A 21,808-nucleotide genomic window follows, 5' to 3' on the forward strand; every position below is an offset into this window, starting at 1 on the left:
TCACCCGCCGCCAACGACACGCCTCAGCGGGGCCGGCCGTCGCCGCCCTTGCCGAGCTTGTTGAAGTCGATCTTCGGCAGCTTGAAGCCCGGGGGCAGGCCCTGGCCGGCGGCCAGGTCGTTCGGGTCCATCCCCGGCGGGAGCTGCGGCATGCCGCCCGGGAAGCCACCCGGCAGCCCGGCGCCCGCCCCGGCGCGCGGCCGACCGCCGCCCTTGGTGCCCTTGCGCTTGTTCTTCGGCGACTTGGTCGCCTTGCGCCGACCGCCGGGCAGGCCCATCATGCCGCCCATCTGCTTCATCATCTTCTGCGCGTCGGCGAAGCGGTTGAGCAGCTGGTTGACGTCCATCACGGTGACGCCGGAGCCGTTGGCGATGCGGGCCCGGCGGGAGCCGTTGATGATCTTCGGGTTGGTGCGCTCGCCCGGCGTCATCGACCGGATGATCGCGGTGACCCGGTCGAAGTGCTTGTCGTCCAGCTCCGCGAGCTGGTCCTTCATCTGCCCCATGCCCGGCATCATGGCCAGCACGTTGGCGATCGGGCCCATCCGGCGGACCGCGATGAGCTGGTCGAGGAAGTCCTCCAGGGTGAACTGCTCGCCGCCCATCAGCTTGGCGGTCATCTTCTCCTTCTGATCGGCGTCGAAGGCCTGCTCGGCCTGCTCGATCAGAGTGAGGACGTCGCCCATGCCCAGGATCCGGCTGGCCATCCGGTCGGGGTGGAAGACGTCGAAGTCCTCCAGCTTCTCGCCGGTGGAGGCGAACAGGATCGGCTGCCCGGTGACCTCCCGGACCGACAGCGCGGCGCCGCCGCGGGCGTCGCCGTCGAGCTTGGAGAGGACCACACCGGTGATGCCGACGCCGTCGCGGAACGCCTCGGCGGTGCGCACGGCGTCCTGACCGACCATGGCGTCGATGACGAAGATGACCTCTTCGGGGTCGACCGCGTCGCGGATGTCGGCGGCCTGCTGCATCATCTCGGCGTCGATGCCCAGCCGGCCGGCGGTGTCGACGATGACGATGTCCCGGGCCGCCCGCTTCGCGTGCTCGACCGAGGCGCGGGCGACCTGCACCGGGTCGCCGACGCCGTTGCCGGGCTCGGGGGCGTACACCTCGACGCCGGCGCGGCCACCGAGCACCTGGAGCTGCCCGACGGCGTTGGGGCGCTGGAGGTCGGCGGCGACCAGCAGCGGCTGGTGCCCCTGGGCCTTCAGCCAGCGGGCCAGCTTGCCGGCGAGGGTGGTCTTGCCGGAACCCTGGAGACCGGCCAGCATGATCACGGTCGGCGGCTGCTTGGCGAACTGGAGCCGCCGCCCCTCGCCACCGAGCACGTTGACCAGCTCGTCGTTGACGATCTTGATGATCTGCTGGGCGGGGTTGAGCGCCTGGGAGACCTCGGCGCCGCGCGCCCGCTCCTTGACGTTCGCGATGAAGCCCTTGACCACCGGCAGCGCGACGTCCGCCTCCAGCAGCGCGAGGCGGATCTCGCGCGCGGTGGCGTCGATGTCGGCGTCGGTGAGCCGACCCTTGCCGCGGAGCTTGGTGAAGATCCCGGACAGGCGGTCACTCAAGGTGTCAAACACGCGAACATCCCGTTTGTCAGTGTTTCGGCGGGCACAGGTCGGCCGGCACGCACAAGGCCGGCCACCCGCAAGGGTAACCGTCCCACCTCGCCATTGCTTCCGGGCGGCCCGACCACCCCGGCCCGCCCGGCGCCGTCACCCCGCGACCAGCCCGACCGGTCCGCGGAGACGACCAGCTGGGCCCTGCCCCGGGCGCCCAGCTGCACCATCGCCCGACCCAGGTGGGTACGCACGGTCGCCGGCCGCGGCGGGCGGGCGGCTCCCCGCACACGCGGCTCGACGTGGTGCGGCCCGGGCGTCCGTGCTCAGACGGCGCCGAGGACGGCGGCCTCCAGGCGGGCGCGCGTGGCGTCGTCCGGCCAGCCGCCGACGAGGTAGAACGCGTCCACCACGTCCCCGCCGAGGGTGGAGATGCGTGCCGCGCGCACCTGGGCGCCGGCCTCGTCGAGGGCGCGGGCGACCCGGTAGAGCAGGCCCGCCGCGTCGGCGGCGCGCAGCTCCAGCAACACGGCGTCGGTGGCCGCTTCCCGGTGCCAGACCACCCGCGGCGCGGCTCCCTCGGCCCGCGCCGCCAGGGCCCGGCCGCGCAGCCGCTGGGTGACCGAGACGTCGCCGCTCACCGCGCGGCGCAGGTCGGCGCCGAGGGCGATCGGGGCGGGGGCCAGGCCGTGACGGGGCTGCACCCGGCACTCGACCAGGGCCCGGCCGTCGACCGTGGCGGCGTCGGCGGAGATCACCTCCAGCCGGTGCAGGGCCAGGCACCCGGCCACCGTCGCGAGCAGGCCGCGCCGGTCCGCCGCGGCCACCGCCACCCGGTCCCCCGTCAGGTGTACGACCGGCAGGGGCCCCGCCAGCAGCGCCGGGTCCGGGGCGGGCGGGGCGGGCAGCGCGCCGGTGTCCAGCGCCGTGCGGACCCGGGCGACCAGCTCGGCGACCAGCCGGCCCTTCCAGTCCGACCAGGCGGCCGGCCCGGTGGCCGCGGCGTCGGCGCGGACCAGGACGTGCAGCAGGTCCAGGGTGGTGGTGTCGCCGACCCGCTCGGCCACCCCGGAGATGGTGACCGGGTCGGCGAGGTCCCGCCGGGTGGCGACGTCGGGCAGGAGCAGGTGCAGCCGGACCAGCGTGCCGATCAACGCCACCTCGGGCTCGGGCAGGCCGATCCGGGCGGCCACCGCCTCGGCCAGCGGAGCCCCGACCGTGCTGTGGTCCCCCGGCAGGCCCTTGCCGACGTCGTGCAGGAGCGCGCCGAGCAGCAGCAGGTCGGGACGGTCCACCTCGCGGGTGTGCCGGCTCGCCTCGTACGCGGTCTGCACGAGGTGCCGGTCGAGGGTGAACCGGTGCACCGGGTTGTGCTGGGGGAGGCTGCGCAGCCGGGTCCACTCGGGCAGCCAGCCCTCGATCAGCCCGTACCGGTCGCAGGTCTCCCAGGCCGGCACCAGGCCGGGACCGGCGCCGAGCAGGGTGACGAGCGCGGCCCGGGCCTCGGCCGGCCACGGCGCCGGCAGCGGCGGACAGTACACGGCCAGCCACTCGCAGGTGGCCCGGGCGATCGGCAGCCGGGTGGTGGCCGCGGCGGCGGCGACCCGCAGCGACAGGCTCGGGTCGGGTCGCGCGCCGATCGCGGTGCGGGCCAGCACCAGCTCGCCGTCGTGCTCCACGACGTCCCGGGCCACCGGCCGGCGCACCGGGCGCCCGTCGGCCCCCCGGCGGCGGCCGGAGCGGAGCCGGTCGGCGGCACGGAAGGCGTCGTCGAGGGCGTGGCTGACGGTCCGGGCGTCCCCGGCCACCCGGCGCAGCAGCGCGTCGCCGTCCACGGCGCCCGCTCCGGCCCGCAGCCCGGCGTGGGGCGCGCCGGGCGAGGGTTGGCGCAGCCGGGCGTCGGGCCCGCCGGGTGCGGGCTGGCGCAGCCCGAGCAGCGCGGCGACGCCGTCGCGTTCCTGGGCGACCAGCCGGTCGACCCGGCGGCCGACCCGCACGTGCAGCGCGTCCCGGGTGTCCAGCAGCCGCCGGTGCGCGGCGCGGACGGCGGGGCGCAGCGCGTCGGTGATCCCGGCGGTGGCGATCGCCCGCAGGATCCCCACGTCGCGCAGCCCGCCGGCGGCCTCCTTCAGGTCACCCTCCAGCAGGAAGGCCAGCTCGCCGTGGGCCTCCCAGCGGGCGGCGGTGACCTCCCGCAGCCCGGGAAGCTGCCGTACGGCGGTGCGCCGCCAGTGGTCGACGGCGGACCGGACGAGCGTGTCGGCGAGGCCGGCGTCCCCGGCGACCAGCCGCGCGTCGAGCAGCCCGAGGGCGACCTTCACGTCGTCCCGGGCGACCGACAGCGCCTCGGCGACGGTGCGGACGGAGTGGTCGAGCCGCAGCCCGGCGTCCCAGACGGGATACCAGACCGTCGAGGCGAGCTCGTCCACGCCGGGCACCCCGGCGTGCAGCAGCACGAGGTCGAGGTCGCCGTGCGGGGCGCACTGCCGCCGTCCCAGCCCGCCGACGGCGACGAGCGCCACACCGGGCCGGTCCGGCAGCAGCGCGCGCAGCCACCGGTCGTGGGCGTCGGCGCGTGCGGCCCGGGCCGCCTCCCCCACGCCCGTGTCCGCGCCGACGAACCCGTCGACCGGGAGGGCCGGGCCGCCGTTGCCGGCGTGGCCCGACGCGTTCCTCCCGGTCGACGAGGTCATGTCGGTCGTGGCCCGGTCAGAGCGCGTCGAGGCCGCGCTCGCCGGTGCGGACCCGGACGACCTCGTCGACCGAGGTCACCCAGACCTTCCCGTCGCCGATCTTGCCGGTCCGGGCGGCGGCGACGACGGCGTCGACGATCTTCTCCAGGTCGATCTCGTCGGTGAGCACCTCCACCCGGATCTTGGGCAGGAACTCGACCGTGTACTCGGCACCCCGGTAGACCTCGGTGTGCCCCTTCTGCCGGCCGTAGCCCTGGACCTCGCTGACGGTCAGGCCGGCCACGCCGAGGGCGTGCAGGGCCTCCTTCACCGCGTCCAGTTGGTACGGCTTGATGACCGCGGTCACCAGCTTCATGTCCAACCCCTCCATCACAGGAACGTTAACCGGCGATCTTCTCGTCGACCGGCTCGTCGACCGGCCCGGCGGGGGACGCGGCGGGCGCGGCCGGTGCCGCCGTCTGCTTGGCGCCGGTCAGCCCGGCCATGGCGAAGGCGCTGCTGCCGCCGCCCGTGGTCGGCGACAGGTCGTAGCCGCTCTCGGCATGCTCGGCGATGTCGATGCCGCCGACCTCGTCCTCGGCGCGGAGCCGGAAGCCGATGGTCTTCTCGATCGCGACGGCGAGCACCCAGGCCACCGCGAAGGACCAGACGGTGACGATCAGGCCGGCCAGGGCCTGCCGGCCGAGCTGGGTCACCCCACCACCGTAGAACAGGCCGTCCGAGGCGCCGACCACGTCGGTGATCGCGCCGTTGACCGAGTTGGTGGCGAACAGGCCGAGCCAGAGCGACCCGATCCAGCCGCCGACGAAGTGCACGCCGACCACGTCGAGCGAGTCGTCGTAGCCGAGCTTGTACTTGAGGCTGATCGCCAGCGCGCAGACCGCCCCGGCGACGACGCCGAGCAGCACCGCCGCCCAAGGCGCGACGAAGCCGCAGGCCGGGGTGATGGCGACCAGGCCGGCGACCGCGCCGGACGAGGCGCCGACCAGGGTCGGCTTCCTGTCCTTGATCCACTCGACGGCGATCCAGCCGAGCACCGCGGCGGCGGTGGCGAGCTGCGTGTTGATGAAGGCCAGGCCGGCGACCGAGTCGACGGTGAGTTCGGAACCGGCGTTGAAGCCGAACCAGCCGAACCAGAGCAGCCCGGCGCCGAGCGCGACGAGCGGGATGTTGTGCGGCTTCATGCCCTCCCGGGGCCAGCCGAGCCGCCTGCCGAGCACCAGGGCCAGGGCCAGGGCCGCCGCGCCGGCGTTGATGTGCACGGCGGTGCCGCCGGCGAAGTCGAGCGCGTGGATGTCGCCGCCGATGATGCCGCCGCCCCACACCCAGTGCGCGACCGGGAAGTAGACCAGCGTCGCCCAGCCGAACGCGAACAGCAGCCAGCCGGCGAACTTCGCCCGGTCGGAGATCGCGCCGCTGATCAGCGCGACGGTGATCACGGCGAAGACCATCTGGAAGGCCATGAACACGTAGAGCGGGACGCCGATGCCGCTCGGGTTCTCCGCCGTCGCGCCCCAGAGGTCGGTCTCGGCGAGGAAGGTCCTGGTGCCGAGGTAGGCGCCCGGGTCGCCCCAAAAGCCGTTGACATCGCTGCCGAACGCGATGCTGAAACCGTAGAACCACCACAAAACGGAGATGAGCCCGATCGCGGAGAAGCTCATCATCATCATGTTCAGTACACCCTTGGCCCGGTTCAGGCCGCCGTAGAACAGCGCCAGTCCGGGCGTCATGAGCAGCACGAGCGCCGTCGACACCAGCAACCAGACGGTGTTGCCGGAATCGATCGTGGGTGCGTCAGGCACGCCGGCCTCCTAAAGGTGAAGTCCCTCCTTCCCGGCTTCCGGGGCAGCGTCGCCCGTACGCCGGATGCGCGGAAGCCTGCTCGCTCCCTGTTTCCCCCAGCGTCACCCGTCGATTTCCGGACGGTGACGCCTTGTTTCGGACGTGTGAAGACAACCTCACCGCCGGCAGGAACGGCCCTCGGCGGCACGGACCGGTCAGCGCAGCGCGTACTCGAGGGCGTTGCGCTCGTAGTCGAGCAGCCGCAGGTCCCGCATCGGCCGGCGCAGGTGCCCCTTGTGCACGATCCGGACGAAGGCCGGCTCACCGGCGGCGGCCATCCGGCGGATGCCCTCGACGTGGTCCACGATCCGCTTGCGGATGGTCCGGATCAGCCGGTGCCGGTCCCGCGGGATCAGCCCGTACGCGTCGGCGAAGAGGCGCAGCCGGCGCGGCCGGTCGGGGTGCTTCCAGCCGAGCGTGATCGAGTCCCGGTCGGAGAAGATCGGCACCCACGTCCAGGCCGCGTACGCCACGTCGTAGATCCGGGCGCCGGGCGAGGCGAGGTCGAAGTCGATCAGCCCGAGGGTGCCGTCGGGCCGCCAGATGACGTTGTGCGGGGCGGCGTCGTGGTGGCAGATCACCTCGGTGTCCGGCGGCGGCGGGCCGAACGAGCGCCACACCGCCCCCGGCGGCGGCACGAAGCCGTACTGGGCGTCGTGGAACATCCGCAGCATGGTGGCGACGGTCACCAGGGCCTCGTCGGTGACCCAGTGCGGGGCCAGCGGGTACTCCCCGCACTCCCCCTCCAGGTACGACAGGACCTCCCGGTTGCGCTCGTCCATGCCGAGCGCGCGGGGGGCGCCGGTGAACCCGACGTACTCCAGGTGGCGCAGCAGGGCGTGCACCGAGGGCGTCCACGGCCCGGCGTTGCGCCGGACCGTGTCGCCGACCCGCACCACGGTGCTGACGTTCCCGCCGTGCAGCGGGATCTCCTGCGAAGTCACGTACGGTCTCCCGAGGCGCTGCGACGGGTGGCTGGGGTCGCGCCACCCGGCGTACGCGCGATCGTTGCTCGTCACTGCGAGGTTACGCGTCCCGGGCGAGCGGCTCGGTACCGAGCAGCGCGTCGACGAACTGCGCGGGGTCGAACGGGGCGAGGTCGTCCTTGCCCTCGCCGAGCCCGACCAGCTTCACCGGGATGCCCAGCTTGCGCTGCACGGCGATCACGATGCCGCCCTTGGCGGTGCCGTCGAGCTTGGTGAGCACCACGCCGGTCACGTTGACCACCTCGGTGAAGACCCGGGCCTGCTCCAGCCCGTTCTGCCCGGTGGTGGCGTCCAGGATCAGGATCGTCTCGTCGATCGGGCCGTGCTTCTCCACCACCCGCTTGACCTTGCCCAGCTCGTCCATCAGGCCGACCTTGTTCTGCAACCGGCCGGCCGTGTCGATCAGCACCGTGTCCACGCCGGTGTCGATGCCGCGCTTGACCGCGTCGAAGGCGACGCTGGCCGGGTCGGCCCCCTCCGGACCACGCACGGTCTCGGCCCCGACGCGACCGGCCCAGGTCTCCAGCTGGTCGGCGGCGGCGGCGCGGAAGGTGTCGGCCGCACCGAGGATCACGCTCCGGCCGTCGGCGACCAGCACCCGGGCGATCTTGCCGCAGGTGGTGGTCTTGCCGGCGCCGTTGACGCCGACCACCATCAGCACCGCCGGCACGCCGTCCTTGGGCGCGGTGCGCAGCGAGCGGTCCAGCGTCGGGTCGAGGGCGTTGACCAGCTCGGCGGCGAGCAGGGCGCGCAGCTCGGTGCCGGACCGGGTGCCGAGCACCCGGGTGCGCTCGCGCAGCCGGTCGACGATCTCCCGGGTGGCGTCGATGCCGACGTCGGCGGTGATCAGGCTGTCCTCGATCTCCTCCCAGGTGTCCTCGTCGAGGTGGTCGCGGCTGAGCAGGCCGAGCAGGCTCTTGCCGAAGACGTTCTGCGAGCGGGACAGCCGGGAGCGCAGCCGGACCAGCCGCCCGGCGGTCGGCTCGGGCACCTCCAGCACCGGGGCCGGGGCCTCCACGACCGGCGGTTCCACCAGGATCCCGGTGGAGATTTCGGCCTCCGGGGCCGCCACCGGCGGGCCGGCGAGACCCTCCTCGGCCCGGGTCTCGACCTCCGTCTCGGGCAGCGGCGGCTCCGGGCGCCGGCGCAGCCGCGGCACGACCAGCCCGATGCCGCCAAGGATCAGCACGCCGAGCAGGGCGAGTGCGATGAGGAGGTATTCGGTCATGCCGGAATCCTGTCAGATGCCGGCGAAGCTGTCCCAGCCACCGCTCCCGGCGGGCCCGTCCGGGAGTCGGCGGTAGGCTCGGTCACAGCCAGCAGTGGTGCGACCGCCGGCCGGGTAGTAAAAGTGAAGTCCGCTTACCTGGAGGTCGACCATGCCCGCGGCACACCTGCTCATCGGCCCGTTGCTGCGGCGGGTGGTCGACACGCGGGCCACCGTCTGGGTCGAGACCAGCGCGCCCGCCGTGGTCACCGTCCGCACGGCCGACGGCGCCCGCGGCACCGCGCCCACCTTCTCCGCGTACGACCACCACTACGCGCTCGTCGTGGTGGAGGGGCTCACGCCCGACAGCGCCACCACCTACGAGGTGCTGATCGACGACGAGGTCGCCTGGCCGGTGCCGACGAGCGGGTTCCCGCCCAGCGTCATCCGCACCCGGGCGGCCGACGACCTCGATCAGCCGGTCCGGTTGATCTTCGGATCGTGCCGGGAGACCACCCAGCACGCCACCACCCGCCGGCTGCCCCCGGACGCGCTCGACGCGTACGCCCGGCGGCTGGTGGCCGACCCCGACCCGGCCGGCCTGCCCGACCTGCTGGTGCTCCTCGGTGACCAGGTCTACGCGGACGTGACCTCCCCCACGGTGCGGCGGCTGCTGAAGCGGCGCCGCCGGCGGCCCAGGGGCGCGCCCAGCGACCAGGTGGTCAGCTTCGACGAGTACACCAAGCTCTACCTGGAGTCCTGGCGCGACCCGGAGATCCGCTGGCTGCTCTCCACCGTGCCGAGCGTGATGATCTTCGACGACCACGAGATCATCGACGACTGGAACACCTCGGCCGCCTGGCGGGCGGACATGCGCGACCAGCCCTGGTGGGCGGAGCGGATCGCCAGTGGCCTCGCCTCCTACTGGGTCTACCAGCACCTGGGCAACCTCTCCCCCGACGAGATCGCCGCCGACCCGGTCTTCGCGAAGGTCAGCGCGGCGGAGGACGCCACCGGCGTGCTGCGCGAGTTCGGCCAGCGGGTCGACACCGAGGCCGACCTCGCCCACGACACCGAGCGGTGGCGGGCCGTGCAGTACCAGTGGAGCTACGCGCTGGACCTGGGCCGGACCCGGCTGGTGATGCTGGACAACCGGTGCAGCCGGGTGCTGGAGCCCGGCCAGCGGGCGATGCTGCCCCCGGGCGAGTGGTCGTGGTTCCTCGACCGGGCCCACGGCGTCTACGACCACCTCGTGGTGGGCGCCTCGCTGCCCTGGCTGCTGCCGCCGGGCATCCACCACGTGGAGGCGTGGAACGAGAAGCTCGCCGACTCGCGGCGGCGCTGGGTCGGGCGCCTGTCGGAGCAGCTGCGCCGGGGGCTGGACCTGGAGCACTGGGCCGCGTTCCGCCGCTCGTTCGACGCGCTCGGCGCGCTGTTCGCCCGGATCGGCAGCGGCACCCCCGGCGAGCCCGGCGACCGGGTCGGGGCCGGGCCGGCGTACGCGCCGCCGGCGTCGATCAGCGTGCTCTCCGGTGACGTGCACCACTCGTACGTGGCGCGGGCCCGGTTCGACGACCGGAGCGTGGTCACCCCGGTGCACCAGCTCACCTGCTCGCCCATCCACAACCAGGTGCCCGCCGGGATGCGCCCGCTGATGCGGCTGGGCTGGTCGTCCGGGCCGGCCGGAGCCGCCCGGGCGCTCGCCCGCTCCGCCGGGGTACGCCGCCCGCCGTTCCGCTGGAAGCGGCTGGCCGGCCCCTACTTCGGCAACGCGGTCGCCACGCTGGTGCACACCGGGCGGGCGGCCGAGGTGACCATCGAGGGCACCACCAGCGACGGTCACCTGCGCGAGGTGATGCGGCAGCGGCTGGCGCCAGGCGCCTGAGACCGTCCGCCGTACCCTGACCACGTGGACGAGCACCTGCCGGAGGCGATGCGGGCGGTGGAGCACGAGCTGACCGCCCTGCTGCGCCGGGGGCGGGCCGTCTCCTCGGAACTCGCCCGGGAGGTGCACCCCGGCCTGGAGCCCGACGCGTACGGGCTGCTGCTGTGGCTGCGCCGGTGCGGCTCGGTCCGGCTCACCGACCTGGCCGCCCGGCTCGGCGTCGGCAAGGGGACGCTGAGCCGGCAGATCCACGGGCTGGAGGGCCTGGGCCTGGTCCGGCGCGACCCGGACCCGACCGACCGGCGCGCGGCGCGGCTGAGCCTGACCGAGGAGGGGCAGCGCCGGTTCGACGCCGCGCAGGGCGGTCGGCTCGAACGCTTCCGGCAGACCCTGGGCACCTGGTCGGCGGCGGACGTCGGGGACTTCGCCCGGCTGCTGCGCCGCTTCAACGAGGAGTACTTCTAGGCCGCCGGAATAGGGCTGCGCCCGGCCCTGTTGTTGCCTAGGGCAACCGGAGAGGACGGAGCTGGCATGAGCACGGACGCGCCGGAACGGGAGGAGTACGGCCCGCGCACCCGGCCGGGGCCCTACGAGCGCGGCACGGACGGGCCGAGGGTCGTGCTGGTCGGCGTGGACGGCACCCGCACCTCGGAGCGCGCCGGCTGGTACGCGGCCGGGCTGGCCCGCCGGCAGGGCTCCGCCCTGGTGGTGGTCCACGTCAGCCCCGCGCCCGGGCTGACCACGCTCGTGCCGGGCCTGGACGCCGGGGAGGTGCAGCGCTGCCACGACGAGCTGACGGCCGAGCTGCGCCGGGAGTGCCGGCGCGGCGCCGAGGAACTCGGCCTGCCGGTCACCTTCCTGCGCCGGTGCGGGGACGCGTACGCCGAACTGCGTGCGGCGGCCGACGAGTTCCGGGCGGACCTGGTGGTCGTCGGCTCCTCCGAGCAGGCCGGGCACCGGCTGGTCGGCTCGGTCGCCACCCGCCTCGTCCGGGCCGGCCGCTGGCCGGTCGTCGTGGTGCCCTGACACGTCGCGGCGCGGCGGCGAGCCGCGGAGCCCGGACACGTCCTGACGCCGGGACGGGTCGCGGCGCATATGCGGTCGCGGGTTGTCGGGCCTGCCGGCGAGGATGGCCGGCATGACCTGGAGAGCACCGGAGATCACCCGGACCCCCGAGCCGTACGTCGGCGACGAGCGCACCATCCTGGAAGGCTGGCTGGACTACCACCGGCAGACGCTGCTGCTCAAGTGCGCCGGGCTGACCGCCGAGCAGTTGCGGACGCCGAGCGTCGAGCCCTCCGGGCTGACCCTGCTCGGGCTGGTCCGGCACCTGGCCGAGGTGGAGGCCTGGTGGTTCCGGGAGAACTTCGCCGGCGAGCGCGTCGACTACCCCTACTTCACCCCCGACAACCCGGACGCCGATCACGACGTCAGCGCCGCCGACGCCGAGGCCGACCTCGCCACGTTCCACCGGGAGGTGGAGCTGGCCCGGGCCGCCGCGGCGGGCCGCTCGCTCGACGACACCTTCACGGAGGTCGGCCCGAAGCGCCGGACGTTCAACCTGCGCTGGGTCTACGTGCACATGATCGAGGAGTACGCCCGGCACAACGGCCACGCCGACCTGATCCGCGAACGCATCGACGGCGTCACCGGCGACTGACCGCCCGGGGCGCCGCGCCACAGCGCCGCCCACCGGCACCCGGGGAGCCCCGCGCCGCCGGCCCGGCGGCCCCGCACGACGGCCGAGCGGACGAGCCCGGGCAGCGCCTCAGTACGCCAGCGCCGCCCGCAGGTAGCGCAGGTCCTCGGGGCGGCCGGTCCAGCGGAGCGCCGACAGCCCGGCGACCCGGGCGCCGCGCACCGACCAGTCCTCGTCGTCGACGAAGAGCACCCGGTCCGGCGGGGTGGCCACCGCCCGGCAGGCGGCCTGGAAGTACTCCTTGGCCGGCTTGTTCACCCCGAGCCGGTACGAGTTGACCACCGCGTCGAACTCGCCGACCAGGCCGAGCGCGGCCAGGTCGTCGTCGAGCAGGTCGGTGGCGTTGGTGGCGAGGCCGACCGGGAGGCCACCGGCGCGTACCCTGCGGATGAAGTCGAGCACCTCGGTGTCCACCTCGCCCCGGTAGCGCTGCCACTGCTCGACCGCGGCCCGGGCGCGCTCCGGCCCGCCGGCCGGCCCGGCCAGCGCGTCGGCCACGCTGGTCATCCAGTCGGCGTGGCTGACCTGGCCGGTGAGCACCGGCTGGAGCCGCCCCCACTGCATGGCGATCTCGGTGAGTACGCCCTCGGACAGGCCGTACTCCCGCTCCACGCCGGCGGCCACCGCCGGGTCCCAGCGTCGCAGGACGCCGTCGAAGTCCACCAGGAGCGCCGTGGCGCGTTCCCGACCCACTACTCGTTCTCCTCGCCGCGGCCGCGCCGCTCGTCGTCCCCGTCGGCCCGGTTGAGCCGTTGGCTGATCACCTGGGTCACCCCGTTGCGCATGGTCACGCCGTACAGGGCGTCGGCGACCTCCATCGTCCGCTTCTGGTGCGTGATGACGATGAGCTGGCTCTTCTCCCGCAACTGGGCCAGCAGCGTGATCAGCCGGCCCAGGTTGACGTCGTCGAGCGCCGCCTCCACCTCGTCCATGATGTAGAACGGGCTGGGCCGGGCGCGGAAGATCGCCACCAGCATCGCCACCGCGGTCAGCGACCGCTCGCCGCCGGAGAGCAGCGACAACCGCTTGATCTTCTTACCCGGCGGGCGGGCCTCCACCTCGACGCCGGTGGTGAGCAGGTCCTCCGGGTCGGTGAGCACGAGCCGGCCCTCGCCGCCGGGGAAGAGCACGGTGAAGACCTGCTGGAACTCCCGGGCCGTGTCCTCGAACGCGCTGGCGAAGACCTCCAGGATCCGGTCGTCGACGTCCTTGACCACGGTGAGCAGGTCGCGGCGGGTGGCCTTGAGGTCCTCCAGTTGCTCCGAGAGGAACTTGTAGCGCTCCTCCAGCGCGGCGAACTCCTCCAGCGCGAGCGGGTTGACCTTGCCGAGCAGGGTCAGTTCCCGTTCCGCCTTGGCGGCCCGCTTCTCCTGCACCGGCCGCTCGTAGCGCACCGGCTCGGGCACCGGCAGGCCGTCCCGCTCGGCCGCCGCCACGTCGGCCTGGGTGGGCGGGACGGGCTGGTGCGGGCCGTACTCGGCGACCAGGGTCTCCACGTCCAGCCCGAAGTCCTCCGCGGCCTTCGCCTCCAGCTGCTCGATGCGCAGCCGCTGCTCGGCGCGGGCCACCTCGTCCCGGTGCACCTGGCTGGTCAGCCGCTCCAGCTCGGCGGCGAGCCGCTTGGCCGCGCCGCGTACCTCCTGCAGCTCGGCCTCGCGGGAGGCGCGCTCGCGCGCCACAGCGTCGCGGTGCTCTTCCGCCGCGGCGATGGAGGTGGTCAGCCGGGTGAGGGCCTCGCGGGCGCCGCCCGCCACGGCCCGGGCGATCCCCGCGCCGCGGGTGCGCGCCGCCCGCCGCGCCGCCGCGCGTTCCCGCGCGGCCCGCTCGGCGGTGGCCTGCCGGCGCAGCGAGTCGGCGCGACCGGCGATCGAGGAGACCCGCTCCTCGGCCGTACGCACCGCCAGCCGGACCTCCATCTCGTTCTGTCGCGCCTGCGGCACCATCGCGGCGAGCTGGTCGCGTTCCTCGGTGGAGGGTTCCGCGTCGACCGGGGTCTCCTCGGCCAGCCGCAGCCGTTCCTCCAGCTCGGCCAGGGTGAGCAGGTCCCGTTCCCGGGCCGCTTCGGCGCGGGCCCGGGACTCGCCGAGCCGGTCGGTCTCGGCCTTCGCGGAGCGGGCGGCCGCGCCCAGCTCCGCCAGCCGCCGGGCGGCGGCGTTGCGGTGGCTCTCCGCCTCCCGCTTGGCGGCGGCGGCGTGCTGCACGGTCTCCTTCGCGGCGGCCACCTCGGCGCGGGCGTCGACGAGCTGTTCGCGCAGCTCCGCGCCGGTCCGCTCGGCCGCGAGCCGGTTCGACCGGGCCTCCTCGACCGCCGCCTGCACCTCGATGAAGCTGGGCGCCTTGGCCGACCCGCCGGCCGCCGCGTACGCGCCCACCACGTCGCCGTCGGGGGTGACCGCGCGCAACTCGGGATTGCCGGCGACCACCTCGGCCGCGGCGGCGAGGTCGTCGACCAGCACCACGTCGCGCAGCGCCCGGTGCACCGCCGGTCGAAGCTGCGGGGAGCACTCCACCAGGTCGGGCGCCCAGCGGGCGCCGTCGGGCAGCTTCGGCCGCAGCGCGTCGGGGTGGGCGTCCATGCCCGGGCCGGCGGGGCTGCCGACCAGCAGGCCGGCCCGACCGGCGTCGGAGATCTTCAGCAGCCGCATCGCCTCGACGGCCTCGTCGACGCCGCTGACCGCGACCGCGTCGGCGAGCCCGCCGAGCGCGGCGGCGAGCGCGGCCTCCTGCCCGGGGGCGACGGTGAGCAGCCCGGCCAGGCTGCCCAGCAGGCCCGGGACCTCGTCGGCGCGGGCCAGCAGCGCCCCCGCCCCGTCCTTGCGGCGCAGGCCCAGGGCGAGCGCCTCCTCCCGGGCCTTCCAGGTGGCGGCGTCCTTCTCCGCCGACCGCTCGGCGTCGGTCAGCGACCGCACGGTGGCCTGCGTCCGCTCGAGGGCGGCGGCGGCCTCGGCGTGCCGGGCGTCGAGGTCGGCGTTGTCCCGGTCCGCCTCGGTGGACTGTTCGGCCACCGCGTCGAGCTCGGCCTGCGCCTGCTCCGCGCGGGCGAGCGCGTCGGCGTGCGCGGCGGCGAGCCGTTCGATCTCCTCGCCCGCGCTGGTGGTCCGGGCCCTGGCGGAGTTGACCTGACCGGTCAGCCGGGCCAGCCCCTCCCGCCGGTCGGCGATCGCCTTCGCGGCGGCGACCAGCTCGCGTTCGGCGGCGGCGAGCTGCCGTTCCAACTCCTGGCGGTGCTCCACCGCCTCGGCGAGCCGGATCTGGTCGTCGGTGAGCGCCGCGCGCAGCTCCTCCTCCTGCTCGCGGACCCGCTCGGCCTCGGCCTCCAACTGGTCCGGGTCGCGGCCGGGGCGCTCGTCGTCCGGGGTGGCGCTGAGGTGCCGCAGCCGCTCCCGGGCGAGCTGCTCGATGGAGCGGAACCGCTCGGAGAGGGCGGAGAGCTTGTACCAGGTGTCCTGCGCGGCGGCCAGCAGCGGCGCGTCCTCGGCGAGGGCGGCCTCCAGCTCGGCGAGGCGGGACTGCACCTCGGTGTGCTCGGCCTCGACCTGCTCGCGCCGCTCGCGCACCGCCGTCTCGTCGGCGATCTCCCGGTCGAGGGTGGCGCGCAGGGTGGCCAGGTCGTCGGCGAGCAGCCGCAGCCGGGCGTCGCGCAGGTTGGCCTGGATGGCGGCGGCGCGCCGGGCCACCTCGGCCTGCCGGCCCAGCGGCTTGAGCTGGCGGCGCAGCTCGGCGGTGAGGTCGGTGAGCCGGTTGAGGTTGGTCTGCATCGCGTCGAGCTTCCGCAGCGCCTTCTCCTTGCGCTTGCGGTGCTTGAGGACGCCGGCCGCCTCCTCGATGAACGCCCGCCGGTCCTCCGGCTTGGCGTGCAGCATGCCGTCGAGCCGGCCCTGCCCGACGATGATGTGCATCTCCCGGCCGATGCCGGAATCCGACAGCAGCTCCTGGATGTCGAGCAGCCGGCAGGAGTCGCCGTTGATCTCGTACTCGCTCTCGCCGGAGCGGAACATCCGGCGGGTGATCGACACCTCGGTGTACTCGATCGGCAGCGCGCCGTCGGTGTTGTCGATCGTCAGGGTCACCTCGGCCCGGCCCAGCGGGGCCCGGCCGGCGGTGCCGGCGAAGATGACGTCCTCCATCTTGCCGCCGCGCAGCGCCTTGGCGCCCTGCTCGCCGAGCACCCAGGCGATGGCGTCGACGACGTTGGACTTGCCGGAGCCGTTCGGGCCGACCACACAGGTGATCCCGGGCTCCAGCTTCAGTGTCGTCGCGGAGGCGAAGGACTTGAAGCCCTTCACCGTCAGGCTCTTGAGATACACCTTCTCGATCCTCGTCCGGTGGCCGCCGTACCGTCGCCGGCTGCGCGGACCTGGGTGAACCCGCAGACTAACCCGGGACCGACGGCCGCCCGGCACGCGACCCGCCTGCCGGGGCGCCCGGCCGCGCCGCGCGGCGGACCCACCGGGGTACGCCGGGCGACGTCGGGAGGACCATTTCCGCCGGTCCCCGACAGATCCGCACAAGATCGCGAATTGGTGTGCCGGCGAAAAGGGGCGCGGACAGAACTGCGCGCCGGCACAGAAGTGTCGGCGCGCTTTTTTGCGTGGTGCGATTCAGTTTTTCGATCCCGGAGCTCAGGTCAGCGCGGGCTCGGCCAGACGGAGCAGATCGTCCGCCTCCGCCGCAGCCGCCGCGAGCCGATCGTTCTCGGCACGCAACCGCGTGATCTCGAACTCCAGTGCCCGAACCGTGGCACGCAGTCGGGTGACCTCGTCGAGCAGACGCCGATCGGGCGCCGCACCTACGTGGCCGTACAGGGCCTTCGCCATGATGACTCCTTGATATGCGCTGCCGGAAAGGCCGGCCAACGCGCGCCCAATGTGCACGCGGCTGTCATTCCAGGCGATTCTGGGCATGACCGGGCGCGACTGGCGACACCTATATATTGAGCCGATACCCCCTCCTTCGTCAAGTTCTCGCAGGCCGTAGATCATTTCCACGTCGACCTGTCCACTTGTCGGGGGGCTGCCACAAGGCGCGGACACTCTCTGTCCGGACACCCTGACTCTACGCCCCGGATCCCGGGAAGTCCCTACCCGGCCGTCCGACTTCCCCTTAACTCTTCCTTAGCCACGTTGCCGCTGTTCAGGCCCCCCACGTAGCGTCACTCCGCCCGCACCCGACCCCCTGGAGGCAGAGGCGTGTACCGCTGGACCGACCCGAACGACCCGGACGGCGCCGCCCGGCACCCCGAGCAGCCGCGCAGCGAGGAGCCGGCCTGGCTGACCGACCGTCCGGAGCCGAGGTCGGCCTACCTGTTCGGGGACGACCCGGACCGACCCGCCGACGAGTGGCACCGCGACCAGCCGACCGCCCGCTGGCAGGCCGAGCCCGCCGAGCCGGCCGCACACCGGCAGGACGAGCCCACCGAGCGCTGGCAGGCTGGACCCGCCGCCGACGCCGAGCCCACCGGGCGCTGGCGGGACGAGCCCACCGAGCGCTGGCGGGACGAGCCCACCGGGACCTGGCCGGCCGGGTCCGCCGCGCCGGCCGCCACCTGGCAGGCCGAGCCGGTTGCCACCTGGCACGCCGAGCCGGGCGTCCGCTGGCACGCCGACCCCGACCTGCGGGACGGCGGGCCGTACGGGACGGACGCATCCCCGGCCGACGGGCGGGCGGCCGGCGGCTGGCCGGTCGACGCCCCGACCGCCCCGATCGACCTCGGGACGCACCAGGACACCGACGCCGGGACGACACCCGCCGAGGGCCGGCACCGCCGCCACCGCCGCTTCCCCCGCCCCGTGCTGATCGGTGGCGCCGCCGCAGCCGCCACGCTGGTGGTGAGCCTCGGCGTCGGCGCGGTCGCGCTGGGCGGCGACGGCCCGGAGACCGACCCGACCGCCGTCGACGACACGATCGCCGCCGCCCCGGCGCTGCCGGTCACGCCCGGTGACGCGCTGACCGCCCCCACCCCCAGCACCGCGCCGACCACCACCAAGCCCGCCCCGTCGCCCACGAAGGCCACCAGGCCCACGCCGGCGCCCTCGCGCTCCACCGCGCCCTCGCGGCGCACCGAGCGGAGCAGCGCGCCGTCCGGCGGCGGCACGAAGGCCCCCGTGAGCAGCGGGGTCAGCGCCCAGGCCCGCGAGGTGGTGAACCTGGTCAACGCCGAGCGCGCCAAGGCCGGCTGCGGGGCGCTGAGCATCGACGACAAGCTGATGACCGCCGCCCAGCGGCACAGCCAGGACCAGGCGGACCACCGGGACATGTCGCACACCGGCAGCGACGGCAGCGACGCCGGCGACCGGCTGGACCGGGTCGGCTACGCCTGGCGCACGTACGGCGAGAACGTCGCCTGGAACCAGAAGACGCCGGCCGCGGTGATGGACGCCTGGATGAACAGCTCCGGTCACCGGGCCAACATCCTGAACTGTGCCTTCACCGAGATCGGCGTCGGCGTGGCGAGCAGCAACGGGCCGTACTGGACGCAGGTCTTCGCCGCGCCGCGCTGAACGCGAGTCGTGGCCGGGTCCGCGCTCGTTTGACCGGGTGAGGTACGCCGCACCGGCGTACCCGCTCCGGGCGGCACTCCCGCCGCCCCGGTACCCGGGAGCTTGCCGATGCGGATCCGGCCGCGTACGCGCGCCGTCGGGCGGGGCCCGCGCCGCGTCCTGTCCGCCTGCGTCGTCCTCGCGCTGCTGGCCGCGGTCGGCGGTTGCCGGGTCGCGCTCACCCCGCCCGGCGCCCCGACCACCTGGCCGGCGGAGTCGGCCGGCCGGTGGCGGTGGCAGTGGCAGCTCAGCGGCGTGCTCGACCCGACCGTCGACGCCGACGTCTTCCTGCTCGACCCGGTCGCCACCACCGCCGCGCAGACCGCCGAGCTGCGGTCCCGCGACCGCCGGCTGGTCTGCCAGGTGCACGTCGGGTCGGTCCTGCCCACGGATCCGGACGCGAGCCGCTTCCCGGCCGCCGTGTGGGGCGCCGCGGCCCGTCGCCCGCAGAGCCGCTGGCTCGACGTACGGCAGTGGGACGCGCTGCGGCCGGTGCTGGCGGACCGGCTCCGGCTCTGCCGGGGCAAGGGCTTCGGCGCGGTCGCGCTCGCCGACGCCGACGGGTACGCCCACCGCGCCGGCTTCCCGCTCGACTTCGACGACCAGTTGCTGTTCAACCGCCGGCTGGCCGAGCTGGCCCGGTCCCTGGACCTCTCCCCCGGCCTGGTCAACGACGTGCCGCAGGTGGCCGCCCTGGCGCCGGACTTCGACTTCGCCGTCAACGAGGAGTGCGTGCGGCTGGGCCTGTGCGCCAAGCTGCTGCCGTTCGTCGAGGCGGGCAAGCCGGTGTTCCACGCCGAGTACACCGGCTCGACCACGGACTTCTGCGTCACCACGGTGGGCTACGGCTTCTCCTCGATCCGCAAGGACCGGGAGTTGGGCGCCTGGCGGGCCGCCTGCCCGGTGTTCTGACGCCGACCGTCACGCACGCGGGCCATGCCGCCGCCCCGCACACCACGTGCCCGGCAGGCCGCCCCGCGTGGAAGCCGGCCCGACGGCAGGACCCACCGCGCGTACCGACGGACGGACGGCAGGGGCCGGACCGCGGGTGCGGTCCGACCCCTGGTGCGGCGTGGGTCAGCGGGCGCCGACCAGCTCCGGGGTCGGGGCCGGCGGGTCCGTGGGGGCCTTCGCGGGGCGTTCCCGCAGGAACTTCGGGGCCCACCAGTTCGCGTCGCCGAGCATGGTCATCAGCGCCGGCAGCACCACCGCGCGGATGATCGTGGCGTCCAGCAGGATCGCCGCCGCCAGGCCGATGCCGAGCTGCTTCATGTCGATCGTGCTCAGCGTGGCGAAGATCGAGAAGACCCCGACCATCACGATCGCCGCGCTGGTCACCACGCCGGCCGACGAGGTGATGCCGTACGCCACCGCGTCCCGGTTCGACATGCCGGCCCGGACGCCCTCGCGGATCCGGCTGACCACGAAGACGTGGTAGTCCATCGAGAGCCCGAACAGCACCACGAAGAGGAACAGCGGCAGCCAGGTGACGATCGCGCCCATCGAGGTGAAGCCGAGCAGGCCCTCGGCCCAGTCGCCCTGGAAGACCAGCACCAGCAGCCCGTACGCGGCGCCGGCGGAGAGCAGGTTGAGCAGGATCGAGCTGAGGGCGATCACCACCGAGCGGAACGTCAGCACCATCACCACGAAGGTCAGCACCAGCACGAAGCCGATGACGACCGGCAGCTTGTCGCGGATGTGCTGCGAGTAGTCCTCGCTGTCGGCGATGTCCCCGCCGACCGCGTACTCCACGCCGGGCACCCCGCCGAGCGCGGCCGGGACGAGGTCGGCGCGCAGCCGCTCCAGGGAACGGGCCGCCTCGTCGGTGCGGCTGGCGTGCGGGGTGGCGACCCCCAGCACCGACACCCGCCGGTCCGCCGACACCTCGATCTTCGGGCCGTCCGCCTCGGTCGGCGCGAAGAGCGGGTCGGCCGACGCCGCGCCGGCCAGCGCGGTCAGCGCCGCCGCGACCCGGTCCGCCTCGGCCGCCGGCGCCCGCACCGCGACCGTGTGGCTGGTGCCGTTGCTCGGGAACGCCGCGGTGAGCCGGTCGTACGCCTGCATGGCCGGCGTGCTACGCGGCAGGTCCTCCATGCCGGGGAACTTCATCTTCATCCCCAGCGCGGGCGTGGCCAGGGCGAGCAGCAGCCCGACCGAGATCACCAGGGTGGCCACCGGCGCCCGCAGCGCGGGCTTCAGCACGGCCGGCCAGAACCTCGGCTTCGCCTCGCCGTGCCGCCCGGTACGCGGGGCGGTGAGCCGCCACAGCAGCGGCACCCGGGGCCGGTCGACCCAGCGGCCGAGCTTGGCCAGCAGGGCCGGCAGCACGGTCAGCGAGCCGATCACCGCGACCGCGACCACCAGCATCGAGCCCACCGCGAGGGAGGAGAAGATGGCGTCGTTGGCGAGCAGCAGCCCGCCCATCGAGATCATCACGGCGAAGCCGGAGACCACGACGGCGTGACCGGAGGTCTCCGCAGCGATCTCCACCGCGTCGAGGCCGGAGCGCCCCTTGGCCCGCTCCTCCCGCTCGCGCCGCACGTAGAACAGCGAGTAGTCGACCCCGACCGCCATGCCGATCAGCAGGATGACGCTGGCCGTCGTGTCGGTCGCCGGCACCAGGTGCGAGGCGAGGGTGGAGAGCCCCATCGCCGCGGCGACCGAGGAGAGCGCCAGCAGCACCGGCACGCCGGCGGCGATCAGTGCCCCGAACGCGATGATCAGGATGGCCAGGGTCACCGGCAGGCTCAGCAGTTCGGCCCGCTTGAAGTCCTCGCCGAGCGTGTCGTTCAGCGCCTTGCTGATCGACGGGCCGCCGACCTGCTCGACGCGCAGCTGCGGATGCCCCTCCTGCACCCGGGCGGTGGCGTCCCGCAGCGGCTGCACCCGGTCGGACGCGGTCTCCGCGTCACCCGACATCGTGATCGGCACCAGCAGCGCGGAGCCGTCCCGCGCCATCACCGGCTCCCCCACCGAGGCGACTCCGGTCACCGAGCGCAGTTCGGTCGCCGCGTCGGCGGCGGCGGCCTTCGCGGCGACGGGGTCCAGGGTGCCGCCGCGCGCCGTGATCAGGACGTTCTCCACCGCCGGGTCGGCGAAGTCGCCGGCGTCCACGATCAGCCCCGCCCGGCCCGACTCGCCGACGGCCTGGTCGGCGCCGGTCGCCTCCTTGAGTCCCACGGCGTTCCCGCCGACGAAGCACACCGCCACGAACACGACCCACAGCGCGATGGCCCGCCACGGATGCTCCGCGCTCCACCGCGCCAGCCGCACCGTCACCGGTCTTGCCCCCATTCCGGGTCCCCCTGTCACGTCACCCCTGTCAACGGGTCGACGCTATGGACGGAACGGGGCCCGGGACATCAGGGAACGGCCCCGGCCCTTCCCCGGAACCTGTA

At 74.4% G+C, this 21,808-nt stretch carries 16 protein-coding genes; 6 read left to right on the plus strand and 10 right to left on the minus strand.

Features of this window, described 5'->3' with window-relative positions; all coding sequences use genetic code 11:
- Positions 1 to 23: 23 nt before the first annotated feature.
- The 6 genes from ffh to ftsY form a co-directional block, all read right to left on the minus strand.
- A complete protein-coding gene (gene ffh / locus ABZ793_RS07500; RefSeq protein ID WP_357453389.1) occupies positions 24 to 1,580 on the minus strand; it encodes a signal recognition particle protein in 1,557 nt (518 codons plus the stop codon).
- 305 nt (positions 1,581 to 1,885) lie between these two features.
- Complete coding sequence (locus ABZ793_RS07505) at positions 1,886 to 4,252, minus strand: [protein-PII] uridylyltransferase (protein WP_357453391.1); 2,367 nt, start codon at positions 4,250 to 4,252, stop codon at positions 1,886 to 1,888.
- A 16-nt stretch (positions 4,253 to 4,268) separates the two neighbouring features.
- A complete protein-coding gene (locus ABZ793_RS07510) occupies positions 4,269 to 4,607 on the minus strand; it encodes a P-II family nitrogen regulator (protein WP_357453746.1) in 339 nt (112 codons plus the stop codon).
- Between the two features lie 25 nt (positions 4,608 to 4,632).
- On the minus strand, positions 4,633 to 6,054 hold the full coding sequence (locus tag ABZ793_RS07515; RefSeq protein WP_357453394.1) for an ammonium transporter: 1,422 nt from the start codon (positions 6,052 to 6,054) through the stop codon (positions 4,633 to 4,635).
- 195 nt (positions 6,055 to 6,249) lie between these two features.
- Positions 6,250 to 7,113, minus strand: a complete 864-nt coding sequence (locus ABZ793_RS07520; protein WP_357453396.1) for an aminoglycoside phosphotransferase family protein — start codon at positions 7,111 to 7,113, stop codon at positions 6,250 to 6,252.
- A 7-nt stretch (positions 7,114 to 7,120) separates the two neighbouring features.
- Positions 7,121 to 8,308: a signal recognition particle-docking protein FtsY gene (ftsY, locus tag ABZ793_RS07525; RefSeq protein WP_357453399.1), complete on the minus strand. Its 1,188-nt coding sequence runs from the start codon at positions 8,306 to 8,308 to the stop codon at positions 7,121 to 7,123.
- Positions 8,309 to 8,459: 151 nt separating this feature from the next.
- Here ftsY and ABZ793_RS07530 point away from each other — a divergent pair, with 151 nt between their 5' ends.
- The 4 genes from ABZ793_RS07530 (at position 8,460) to ABZ793_RS07545 (ending at position 11,832) form a co-directional block, all read left to right on the plus strand.
- Positions 8,460 to 10,172 carry an alkaline phosphatase D family protein gene (locus ABZ793_RS07530; protein ID WP_357453403.1) on the plus strand — a complete coding sequence of 571 codons (1,713 nt, stop codon included), beginning with the start codon at positions 8,460 to 8,462 and terminating at the stop codon, positions 10,170 to 10,172.
- Between the two features lie 24 nt (positions 10,173 to 10,196).
- Complete coding sequence (locus ABZ793_RS07535; RefSeq protein WP_357453406.1) at positions 10,197 to 10,637, plus strand: MarR family transcriptional regulator; 441 nt, start codon at positions 10,197 to 10,199, stop codon at positions 10,635 to 10,637.
- 66 nt (positions 10,638 to 10,703) lie between these two features.
- A complete protein-coding gene (locus ABZ793_RS07540) occupies positions 10,704 to 11,198 on the plus strand; it encodes a universal stress protein (RefSeq protein WP_357453409.1) in 495 nt (164 codons plus the stop codon).
- Positions 11,199 to 11,310: 112 nt separating this feature from the next.
- On the plus strand, positions 11,311 to 11,832 hold the full coding sequence (locus ABZ793_RS07545; protein ID WP_357453412.1) for a DinB family protein: 522 nt from the start codon (positions 11,311 to 11,313) through the stop codon (positions 11,830 to 11,832).
- Between the two features lie 108 nt (positions 11,833 to 11,940).
- Here ABZ793_RS07545 and ABZ793_RS07550 read toward each other — a convergent pair whose 3' ends face one another.
- The 3 genes from ABZ793_RS07550 to ABZ793_RS07560 all read right to left on the minus strand — a co-directional run bounded on the left by ABZ793_RS07550 (position 11,941) and on the right by ABZ793_RS07560 (position 16,688).
- Positions 11,941 to 12,564, minus strand: coding sequence for an HAD-IA family hydrolase (locus ABZ793_RS07550; protein WP_357453415.1), 624 nt, complete (start codon positions 12,562 to 12,564; stop codon positions 11,941 to 11,943).
- A complete protein-coding gene (gene smc, locus ABZ793_RS07555) occupies positions 12,564 to 16,178 on the minus strand; it encodes a chromosome segregation protein SMC (protein WP_357453418.1) in 3,615 nt (1,204 codons plus the stop codon). The genes ABZ793_RS07550 and smc overlap by 1 nt, the downstream gene beginning before the upstream one ends.
- Before the next feature lie 315 nt (positions 16,179 to 16,493).
- The gene (locus ABZ793_RS07560; protein WP_091096806.1) at positions 16,494 to 16,688 is read right to left on the minus strand and encodes a hypothetical protein; all 195 of its coding nucleotides are present in this window, start codon (positions 16,686 to 16,688) and stop codon (positions 16,494 to 16,496) included.
- 372 nt (positions 16,689 to 17,060) lie between these two features.
- Between ABZ793_RS07560 and ABZ793_RS07565 the strand changes: the two genes are divergently transcribed.
- Both ABZ793_RS07565 and ABZ793_RS07570 read left to right on the plus strand, forming a co-directional pair.
- Complete coding sequence (locus tag ABZ793_RS07565) at positions 17,061 to 18,371, plus strand: CAP domain-containing protein (RefSeq protein WP_357453421.1); 1,311 nt, start codon at positions 17,061 to 17,063, stop codon at positions 18,369 to 18,371.
- 108 nt (positions 18,372 to 18,479) lie between these two features.
- Complete coding sequence (locus ABZ793_RS07570) at positions 18,480 to 19,322, plus strand: endo alpha-1,4 polygalactosaminidase (RefSeq protein ID WP_357453424.1); 843 nt, start codon at positions 18,480 to 18,482, stop codon at positions 19,320 to 19,322.
- Positions 19,323 to 19,487: 165 nt separating this feature from the next.
- Here ABZ793_RS07570 and ABZ793_RS07575 read toward each other — a convergent pair whose 3' ends face one another.
- Positions 19,488 to 21,704 carry an MMPL family transporter gene (locus ABZ793_RS07575; RefSeq protein WP_357453427.1) on the minus strand — a complete coding sequence of 739 codons (2,217 nt, stop codon included), beginning with the start codon at positions 21,702 to 21,704 and terminating at the stop codon, positions 19,488 to 19,490.
- Positions 21,705 to 21,808: the final 104 nt, after the last annotated feature.

It is taken from the genome of Micromonospora sp. NPDC047465 (assembly GCF_040643125.1).
Taxonomy (GTDB): domain Bacteria; phylum Actinomycetota; class Actinomycetes; order Mycobacteriales; family Micromonosporaceae; genus Micromonospora.

Bases quoted from the DNA above. Each gene is read 5' to 3' on its own strand.
- ABZ793_RS07505 (WP_357453391.1), bottom strand. From the start codon at position 4,252: ATGACCTCGTCGACCGGGAGGAACGCGTCGGGCCACGCCGGCAACGGC.
- ABZ793_RS07510 (WP_357453746.1), bottom strand. From the start codon at position 4,607: ATGAAGCTGGTGACCGCGGTCATCAAGCCGTACCAACTGGACGCGGTG.
- ftsY (WP_357453399.1), bottom strand. From the start codon at position 8,308: ATGACCGAATACCTCCTCATCGCACTCGCCCTGCTCGGCGTGCTGATC.
- ABZ793_RS07530 (WP_357453403.1), top strand. From the start codon at position 8,460: ATGCCCGCGGCACACCTGCTCATCGGCCCGTTGCTGCGGCGGGTGGTC.
- ABZ793_RS07540 (WP_357453409.1), top strand. From the start codon at position 10,704: ATGAGCACGGACGCGCCGGAACGGGAGGAGTACGGCCCGCGCACCCGG.
- ABZ793_RS07545 (WP_357453412.1), top strand. From the start codon at position 11,311: ATGACCTGGAGAGCACCGGAGATCACCCGGACCCCCGAGCCGTACGTC.
- ABZ793_RS07560 (WP_091096806.1), bottom strand. From the start codon at position 16,688: ATGGCGAAGGCCCTGTACGGCCACGTAGGTGCGGCGCCCGATCGGCGT.
- ABZ793_RS07570 (WP_357453424.1), top strand. From the start codon at position 18,480: ATGCGGATCCGGCCGCGTACGCGCGCCGTCGGGCGGGGCCCGCGCCGC.
- ABZ793_RS07575 (WP_357453427.1), bottom strand. From the start codon at position 21,704: ATGGGGGCAAGACCGGTGACGGTGCGGCTGGCGCGGTGGAGCGCGGAG.